This is a genomic window from Nocardia carnea, from assembly GCF_029869215.1.
GTDB lineage: Bacteria > Actinomycetota > Actinomycetes > Mycobacteriales > Mycobacteriaceae > Nocardia > Nocardia carnea_B.
On record NZ_JARWPM010000128.1, the window covers coordinates 1 to 8,891 of the forward strand.

Below are 8,891 nucleotides of genomic sequence, written 5' to 3' on the forward strand. Positions count from 1 at the left end.
GGCCCCCCGGGGGGGGGGGCGCCCCGGGGGGGCGGGGGGGGGGTGAACCGCCCCGGGGGGGCGGGGGCTCTCCCCCCCGGGGGGTCGGGGCGCCCCCCCCCCGGTACCCCCCCCCCCCCGGGGGGGGCGTTTCCCCGTCACCGGGGACACGCCGCAGCGGCTCAGTGCCGCGGGTCGGTTATCTCCACCCCACCGGCGGCCGCGGACTCGGCCGCCGCAATGATTTCGTCATCCGGCGTGCTGAGCAGTCCGTCGGGTGGGGTGACCGTCGGCAGCGGTTCGAGCATTTCCTTGTGCCCGTTGCGGACACTGCAGTATTTGAACGGACCACGGGGATTGAGCAGGACGGCCATATGCGGATCGGCGTGGTCGAGGAACCACACGCTCAGGCCGGTCGCGGGATCCTGACGCAGATGCTCCCAGGCCCGCCATACCGCCTGCAACCGCACGACGGCCTCGATATGCTTCCACCATTCCGGGCACCACACGGTATCGCTGAGGTCGCTGACCTGGCGGCGATAGACAACGCTCAGATAGTTCTCGACGAAATCGACCTCGTTGTTGTAGACGAGTTGTCCTTGCTGCTCGGTCGTCTCGGTCACAGCGGTCGAACCTCCTGCCTGTCTTCCGGTCCGTTATCGGGCTCCGGGGGTGTGTCGCCCGGGCCGTTGCCCGGCTCCGGCGGTGCCGATTTGATCAGCGACGGGGAGCCGATGAGATCGGGGATCCGCGTTTTGCGCTGCGGATCGTGCTGTTCGATGGACTTCTTCACCTGGGACGCGTACTCGCCCTCCCACCATGGCACAGTGCGCACCAGCACGGGCGGAGCGCCGGAGGAGAACACGATGGCCCGTCCGCGCGGCAGCGTCGCGAGAGCCTGCACGGTGAAGGTCTTCGACGAGCCGAGCGAGCGCGAATAGCTCTTACTGCCCTTGGATTCCGAGACCGAGCCGGAAATGGCCGAATGCTCGCCGATGGCCTCCGAACGCTCCCGCAGGAAATTCGCGTCGTCGACGCCGCTGCCGAGCACCTTGATATTGGCGGCGGACCACAACGCGTTCATCCCGTCCTCGCCCCAGCAACGCGCGCCCTGCGCCCAGGACTGCAGCACGGTCATCACCACGATGCCGCGCGACCCGAAATGGCTGTACTGCTTGGGGAGATCCTTCCAGCGCACCACATTGGCGGCTTCGTCCAGTACGGCCAGCAGCGGGATCGGCAGCCGCCCGAACGCCGACCGCGACGCCTTCCGCATGGCCACATCGATCACGGCCTCGGTGAGCGCGCTGACCAGCGGGGCTGCCGACCCCCGGCCCTCCAGGGAGAGGCTGTAGAGCGTGCCGTTCTTCTCGATGAACTCCAGTTCGTCGAACTGCACCCGGTCCAGTTCGTCGGTGCTGGCCCGCGGTGTCACCCATTTGTGCACATTGCGCAGCTTCAGGCAGCGCACCATCTTCTTGGCCGTACCGAAGATCCCACTGCGGGTACGGGGGTCGGCGTTGTACTGGGCGGCCAGGCCGGACGCCGTGTAATTGTGATCGGCCTCGCGCAACAACCGGATGGGTTCGGTGTTCTGCGGGTCGGTGACCCACTCCCAGATCTGGGTGATGGGCCGCCGGTCGACCGCCGCGGCGAGGAAGAGGCCGGCCAGCAGATCCTCGGCCTCCGGATCGAAATAGTTATCGCTCTTGCTGTCCGATCCGGCGTCGGCGTCGGCGAAATGGCCGGCCAGCCGCGCCGCCCGCATCTCGCAACCGTCGCTGTGCGCGTCCACCCAGTCGAGCGGATTCCAGTACCAGGTCGGGTCCTCGGCGGCCACGCCCTGCGGGTCGAAGACAAACGTCTTGCTGCCCTTGGCCTCGCGCACATCGCGGGTCGCGTCGACCACATCCCGTTTGTTGGAGGTGGCCAGAACCGGGCCGATGGCATTGAGGATCGCCGGGATGACCCGGGAACTGGACTTGCCCTGGCGCGGACCCCAGATATCGAGATGCAGGTCCTCGTAGGACCCGTACAACATCACCCCGTCGGCCACCGCGACCCCGATCGGCACGCCCGGTGCGTCGTTGTAGCCCAGCCGGACGCCGAGTTGCTGGGCCTTCTCCCGGACCCCGGCTTCGGTGAGCGCGGCGATGGCGCCACCGTTACCGATGTGCTGGGCCTTGTCGTCCACGGCGAGGCGGCCCACGTTGCGTTTGGCCGTCGACCACCGCCGCCACCAGACGAATCCGATCAACCCGGCGACGACCAGGATCAGGATCACCGTGGCGCCGGTGGGCCACCGCAGGTCACCGCGCACCATTCCGGCGATGATGCCGATCGGATTGACCGGCATATCCTGTTTCTGCAGCGAGAGCATATTGCCGAGATGGATCGCCACCCAGAGCGTTCCCAGGACGGCACCGCCGACGTAGATCGCGATGAGGGTGGGGTCGGGCCCGGGGATGGCCGGATCCTTGATCGGTTTCTTCTTCGCCATACCTGCCTCCTCAGTGGTCCCCGCCCGTGGTCACCGGTAACCGTCCAGCCGCCAGCCCGCGGGCGTGCGCACCACGGTGGCGATCACGGTGGCCGGCGCCAGGGGTTCTTCGCGGCCGTCCGGGTAGACGACGGTCTGTTCGATTCCGATCTTGTACTGCCGTATATCGGGATCCGGGCCCGCGGGCGGACGGTCCCCGGACGCGAAGGTGAACGCGTCGACCCGGGCACCCGCCGCCGCCCATTCGCCCCAGCGCAGCGAAACGGGCGGTGCGGACGCGGTATCCGCGGGCGCCTCGAGGACCCGCAGCAAACCGGGACCCAGGAACCTCCGCGCCCGCTCCAGCGAATCACCGGGCACCTCGGTGGCCGGTTCCCACCGGTAGATCTCGCGCAGCGCGGCCACCGCGACACCGTCGGGCGTCGCCGGATCCGGTGCGGGCACGGCCTCGAGCTGCCGCGTGGTCGACACAGCCGGCGCACCGGCCGTTCCCGTATCGCCACCGCCGCAGCCGCTCAGTATCGTGATGCCCAGCATCAGCACCACCACCAGTCCCGCACCCGCACCAGTCTTCTGGTTCCAGGCTAACCGCCGCGGCGCCGGAGAAGTCGTCGATCCGCGCGTGTTCACAGCACCCTCCTCGCTCGGGCGTCTCCGGGAACCGGGGCCTGCGCCACTCCACCGGCGTCGGCGGTCGCCGCGGGCGCCGCGTGGATCATCTGTCCGTTACCGGCGTAGATCCCGACCTGCGCCGGGCCGCGCGCACCGAATTCGCTGAAAACCAGGTCACCCGGCTGTATCTCGCGCAACGAGACCTCGGTACCCGCCTCCCACTGCTGTTCGGCGGTACGCGGAAGTGATACCGCACCGGCGGAGGCGGCGAATACCGCCGCCGCGGTCAGGCCCGGCCCGTCGAGACCGCCGCCGGTGGGTCCCTGTGGCCCACCGCCGCCCCAGACGTACGGCGTACCCAGCCATTCGTGGGCCGCCCGCACGATCTCGTCGCCCGGGGCCGCCTCGGAATCGGGGGCGAACCGCCCGGCCGCGCCCGGATCGCGGTATTCCGCTTCCATGGCCAGGATGTTCGCGACATAGGGCTGGGTTTCCGAATAGTGCGCGGGGAACTGGTTGGGCATCCCGCCGGAGGCCAGCACCGCGCCTTCCCCCGCGTTGTAGGCGGCCAGCGTCAGCGCGACCACATCGCCCTGGACCCGCCCCTCGGCGATCCATCCGGTGATCTTGTGCGCGATAGCGCACATATACCGTCCCTGGCCGATGATGGCGTCACCGTCGTCCCAGACGCTGGCGACCCCGTTGCCGTCGGCGTCGATGACGTAGGGCTGCCCGTCGTCGGGGTTGGTACTGGCGGCGGTTCCGGGCAGGAACTGCGCGAGCCCCTGGGCACCCGCCGGCGAGGTGAGGCCGCGCCGGAACCCGGATTCCTGGCGCCCCTGAGCAGCCAGCAACGACGGCGTCACCTCGGGGCACAGGGAACCGGCCCGGCGGTACCAGATCTCGAGCTCCGGCGGTACCTTCCCGCCGGCGAGCGCTCCACCGGGCGTGCCGAAACCGCGGACACACGCCGGATCGGTCGAATGGGCGCGCGCGCCACCGATATCCGGGGTGGGCGCACCGTCGAGCCACGGCACGGGGTCGATCTGGCGGCCACCGGTGAACCGGCCACCGGGCACGATCTCGAAATGCAGATGCGGCCCGCTGGATTCACCGGCCGAGCCGACCGCGCCGATATGCTGGCCGGCCCGTACCTGCTCCCCCACCCGGACCAGCACTCCGTGATCCCACATATGGCCGTACACCGCCGAATACGCCCGCCCGTTGCGCGGATCGACCGAATCGACCACGATCCAGTTCCCGAAACCGGACGCCGGGCCCGCGGCCACCACCACCCCGTCGGCGACGGAGAAGATGGGGGTGCCGTCGGGCGCCGCGAGATCGATTCCCTTGTGCCCACCGCCGCGGGAGCCGAAGACATCGGAGACGGAATACGTTCCGGCCGCCATCGGCCAGGTCCGGTCCAGCGGGCCGGCGTCGGCGGCGAGAGCGGGTGTCGCGGTGGCGGCGGGATTGGGTGTCGGCCCCGGGGGTTCCCCGGCCGCCCGCGGGTCGCCGCCCGGCGGCGCCGTGCCGCTGGGGTCCACAACGGAACCGCCTTCGCACGGGTCGTCGACCGCGGGCATCACGATGACCAGCACCATCGTCATCAATCCCAGTACCAGCCCGAGTGCCGTCCACAGCACCGATTTCGCGTTCACCGCCGCGCCCTCGCAGGGTTCACGTGTGGCGCCGGGTTTCGTTGAGGGTATCGGCCAGCGCCCGGTTCACCTCGGCGGCGGCCGCCAGCTGCTGTTGGAGCAACGCGACCTTGCGCCGCAGCGCGGCCGCGTCCAGCCGCTCCAGGCCCGGACCCTCGGCAGCCCGCACCCAGTTGCGTACCGAATTGGTGTGCACCCCGATCTGTTCGGCCACCACCCGGCACGCCTCGGATTCGCTGCGCAGTTTCCCGGTCAGCGCGATGACCTGTTCCACCGCCGCGGCCCGGACCTCGGGTGATACTCGCCGATACGATCGGTGCGGCATCATGAACCGCTCCCTCCCCCGGGATAAGGACCATCACCCGCCGCACCGGCGCCGGCCCGGCCGGGATGTGCGGTGAAGTCCTCGAACCGCTGGTTGGTGTCGTGGATTCCGCTGAGTTTCTCGGCCGCGGTGAATTCCATATGGAACGGTATGCCGGGCCGGCGGTCCTCACCGATCTTCAGCAGGAATTTGCCGGTGCCCGGCGGCGCGGGGCGCAACTGGCCCGGTTTGAGCGCCTCGCCGGTGAGCGCCTGCGGCGCCGACCAACTGGTCACCATCTCCTCCTCGGCGGAGGTGAACGGCACCGTACTGTCCAGCCGTTTGATCTCCTCGGCCGGCAGCGCCCCGAAGATCTTGGCGCGCGCCCGTTCCAGGAAGCCCAGGGCTTTGGCGATGGCCGCCTCCGACCCCAGCGCCTGCAGATCCTTGATCGTGTGGCTGATCATGATCAGTGCGGTGGCGATACCGCGTTGCAGACGCGTCAGCTCGTCGACCCGGTCGACCATGAAATCGCCGAGACCCAGCACCTGCCACAGCTCGTCCATCACGACCTGGAAGTACCGCTGCGGGGCCATCCCGGCATCGGTGAGCGTATGCGCGGCCTCCACGGCGGCGAATCCGTCGGCCCAGCAGGCCAGCATGACGGCCGCCTTGAGTTTCTTGTCCCCTTGGGGAATATGGGACACATCGATGCACACGGCGACCGAATCGGTATCGATCGGGACGGTGGTCTGTCCGTTGAACACCGCACCGAACGGGCCCTGGGTGAGCGCCCGCAACGAGCGGCGCAGGCCCCGGATCGCCTCCTGATATTCACCTGGGTTGTCCGCGCCGGCGTCGAGCATCATCTCCTCGCCGCCGGCGATGATGACCTCCAGCAGGTTCTCCATGATCGGCGGCCGATCAGGGGTGAAGCCGCTGCCCGGGCGGTAGAGGATCCGCAGCGCGGTGGAGATCAGCGTCTCCTCGTAGTCCCGGACCCGCGCCCCGCGCACCAGTTCCACCAGCCCGGCGATCAGCGTGACCTGCCGGGCGCGCAGATCCTGCAGGACCTGGCGCTGCAATTCCGGGTGCTCGTGCAACCGCGGCACGATATCGCCGAGTACCCCGCCGGCCAGCGGATTGAGTTTACCGTGGCCGTAACCCAGATCGATCACCTGGCCACCGACCAGCTCGACCAGCCGCCGGTAGTCGGGCTTCACATCGGCGAGGACCAGCGGGGTGATGTTCTGCGCCACCCCGCCGAGCACGATACGGCGGACCAGCGAGGACTTACCGAAGCCGTTGAGCCCGAGAACGAACAGGCTCGGCGCGGTGATGAAGCTGCCGCGCATGAACCAGTTCATGGGATCGAAGCAGACGGGCGCGCCGGTGTGCAGATGCGACCCCAGTGGCGTACCGATCAGCGGTGCGCCGGCCCCGACCGACCACGGCCACAGCCCGGCCACCTGCGCGGTGGTGGCCCGGTATTCGACCGGGCGGCCCACCACGTTCATCCGGCCGCCGCCGGCGCCGGCGAAACCGCGATCGGTCAGCTGCGCGGTCTGCCGGTCGAATCCGTCCTGGAATTCCTGTTCGGCGCGGGCGGCGTAGTTGCGGCGCCGGATATCGTCGGTGCGGATACGGAAGGTCGCCCAGGCGGCACGTAAACCGGCGCCCTCCCGGCTGACCTCCTCCAGCCGGGACCTGGTCGCCGAATCGAGCAGCGGCGGGCCGGACTGTTTGCGTTTCTCGGCCCGCATCCGGGCCCGCCGCGCCGCCTTGTCGAATTCGGGGGTGCCCATGGCACGGTCGGCGGTCGTATCGACCCGGGTGCGCCGCACGCGTTCCCGGTTCCCGGCGCCACGTTCGCGGGGGATCCGGGCGGTTTCGGTATCGCGCGGGGCACCACCCCGGCGTTCGGTACGCGAGCGGCCGCCCTCGCGGCGCTGTCCGGCGGCGGCACCGGGATCGCCGTCCCGGCCGCGCCGATCCTCGTCCCGGCCCGACCGCGCCCGGTCGCCGGTGGCAACCCGGACCCGGTTCCGTTCCCGTACAGGGGGCTCGTGCTCGCGTACCATCAGTCGTTCACCCTGCCAATGCTTTCGGAATGGTCGCGTGCTCGGGCAGGATCACCCCGCAGCCGAGCGATGCCGCGAAGGCCGCGGCCTGGTAGCGGTAGCACCGGCGGATCTTCAACCGGGCCTGGGTGGACAGGTCGCGGGTGATGGCTTCGATCCGCGGTAGGTCACCGCGCAGCGGTTCGGTGATGGTGACCAGCGCACCGAACCGGGTGACACCGTGCCCGCGGGCCTGCTCCTCGCGAGCCTGCTGGGTCGCACCGACCCGCAGGGTCGCCGAGGCCGACACCACACCGCGTTCGCTCTGCTGGGCGACCAGGGCGTTCTTGAAATCGTCGTCCACGATTTCGGCGGCGTCGGCGGCCGAATGCGGCCGGTACACGATGGCGATCCGTTTCCGCGGTACCTCCGGGTTCGGCGCGAGCAACCGCTGCAGCACCCGCTCGTCCACCGCGCCCTCGGGTGCGGTGTCCATCTCCCAGGTCACCGACCGGCCGCCGTCATGGATCAGATGATCCCATTTCTCGTCGTGCGAGACCGGGCCCGCGTCCGCCCAGTCCAGGCCGTGCCCTTCCGGTTCGCCGGCGGCGACCTCGAGATCGGCCTGTGAGGCGGGATCGTAGCTGCGCCGGATGAAGGAGATGACCTCCTCGGCCGACATCGGCTGGGCCCGCACCCCGGCTTCGGCCAGCGCGGAACAGATACCGGGCAGGCGGCGGCCGATCTCGACCGCCTCCTCGGCCGGGTTCTTCCGCCGTTCGGCGGTGGTGGCCTTGAAGGTGATCGCGACCCGGGGCAGCAACTGCACCCGTTCCTGCGGGAGTTCGGTGGCCAGTTCGTACATCACCTGCTGGGCGAGGTCGGGGGCCTCGGGCCGGGTGATCGTGGAAACCTCGGTGAGCAACCGGTTCCCGGTTTCCGGGACGGTATCGATCACCGGGACGACGGCGACGATATCGCTGGTCTGCCCGACCGAGGCCAGGAAGGTACCCCAGGCCGAGACCCAGCGGTCGATCACCGGCTGGTCCACCGCCTCGTGACCCTGCGGCCACGCCCGCAGCACCACTGTGTACTGCGCGAACTGCGGGAGATGGATCATCCCGAAGCTGTAGCCGCCGGCGTCGATCCCCTCGTAGAGTTTCGACGGGGCGAGCAACCCCGGCAGCCGGGTGAAACCACCCGGTACCCGGGAGAACCGGCCGCCGCGGTACACGTGCTCGCCGCGGCTGCGCGAACGCATCCAATGGAACATCATCAATCCCGTCTCGTAGCCGGAGCGCCCCCCGTGCCGCATGACCAGGGGCGCCATGATCACCACACCGGCCCCGCCCACGATGGCGCCCCATTGGAAACCGCCGACCATGGCAACGACCAGCGCGGTGATGACCACCACGAAGCCGAGCACGGTCTCTTCCCACCGCAACCCGAAAAGTCCGGCGCTGCGCGGTTTCTGCCACAGCCCGTAGGAGCGGCGTTCGTAGGTTTCGGTGCTCGTCATCGCGGGATGGTGCTCCTACCGAGGTCGGGGGAACGGTTGGTCCAGCGGTCACCCGCGACATCGCCCATGGCTTGATCGGCGCGGGTCATCCCGGCGGTCGCGGAGCGGGCGGCACCGATTCCGCCGGCCACACGGGACGCACCGGACGGTACACCGCCGCCACGAGGCGGTTCGCCCGACCGTGGCGGTTGCGCGGCCGGCGCTCCGCCCCCGCCGCTTCCGCGCGGTGGCGGTACGGGCCGCGGTGCCCCGCCAC

The 8,891-nt window shown here is 69.9% G+C and carries 7 protein-coding genes and 1 pseudogene; all 8 read right to left on the bottom strand.

From position 1 onward, the window contains the following. Nucleotides 1-161 precede the first annotated feature (161 nt). Nucleotides 162-602, bottom strand: coding sequence for a DUF4913 domain-containing protein (locus QH276_RS08090; protein ID WP_280400459.1), 441 nt, complete (start codon nucleotides 600-602; stop codon nucleotides 162-164). Then, complete coding sequence (locus tag QH276_RS08095; protein WP_280400458.1) at nucleotides 599-2,479, bottom strand: type IV secretory system conjugative DNA transfer family protein; 1,881 nt, start codon at nucleotides 2,477-2,479, stop codon at nucleotides 599-601. The genes QH276_RS08090 and QH276_RS08095 overlap by 4 nt, the downstream gene beginning before the upstream one ends. A 30-nt stretch (nucleotides 2,480-2,509) precedes the next feature. Further along, nucleotides 2,510-3,109 (bottom strand): hypothetical protein, encoded by a 600-nt coding sequence (locus tag QH276_RS08100; protein WP_280400457.1) that lies wholly within the window; start codon nucleotides 3,107-3,109, stop codon nucleotides 2,510-2,512. Beyond that, nucleotides 3,106-4,701 (bottom strand): peptidoglycan DD-metalloendopeptidase family protein, encoded by a 1,596-nt coding sequence (locus QH276_RS08105; RefSeq protein ID WP_432278680.1) that lies wholly within the window; start codon nucleotides 4,699-4,701, stop codon nucleotides 3,106-3,108. Before QH276_RS08105 ends, QH276_RS08100 begins: the two co-directional genes overlap by 4 nt. 70 nt (nucleotides 4,702-4,771) lie before the next feature. Next, on the bottom strand, nucleotides 4,772-5,080 hold the full coding sequence (locus tag QH276_RS08110; RefSeq protein WP_280400455.1) for a transposase: 309 nt from the start codon (nucleotides 5,078-5,080) through the stop codon (nucleotides 4,772-4,774). Then, on the bottom strand, nucleotides 5,077-7,137 hold the full coding sequence (locus tag QH276_RS08115) for a hypothetical protein (protein ID WP_280400454.1): 2,061 nt from the start codon (nucleotides 7,135-7,137) through the stop codon (nucleotides 5,077-5,079). Before QH276_RS08115 ends, QH276_RS08110 begins: the two co-directional genes overlap by 4 nt. Before the next feature lie 7 nt (nucleotides 7,138-7,144). Next, on the bottom strand, nucleotides 7,145-8,635 hold the full coding sequence (locus tag QH276_RS08120) for an SCO6880 family protein (protein ID WP_280400453.1): 1,491 nt from the start codon (nucleotides 8,633-8,635) through the stop codon (nucleotides 7,145-7,147). Beyond that, nucleotides 8,632-8,891 (bottom strand): annotated as a pseudogene (locus tag QH276_RS08125) (hypothetical protein); the annotation flags it as partial. The pseudogene QH276_RS08125 and the gene QH276_RS08120, both read right to left, overlap by 4 nt.

Coding starts and splice junctions, on each gene's coding strand:
- QH276_RS08110 (WP_280400455.1), bottom strand. CDS start 5,080: ATGATGCCGCACCGATCGTATCGGCGAGTATCACCCGAGGTCCGGGCC.
- QH276_RS08115 (WP_280400454.1), bottom strand. CDS start 7,137: ATGGTACGCGAGCACGAGCCCCCTGTACGGGAACGGAACCGGGTCCGG.
- QH276_RS08095 (WP_280400458.1), bottom strand. CDS start 2,479: ATGGCGAAGAAGAAACCGATCAAGGATCCGGCCATCCCCGGGCCCGAC.
- QH276_RS08105 (WP_432278680.1), bottom strand. CDS start 4,701: ATGACGATGGTGCTGGTCATCGTGATGCCCGCGGTCGACGACCCGTGC.
- QH276_RS08120 (WP_280400453.1), bottom strand. CDS start 8,635: ATGACGAGCACCGAAACCTACGAACGCCGCTCCTACGGGCTGTGGCAG.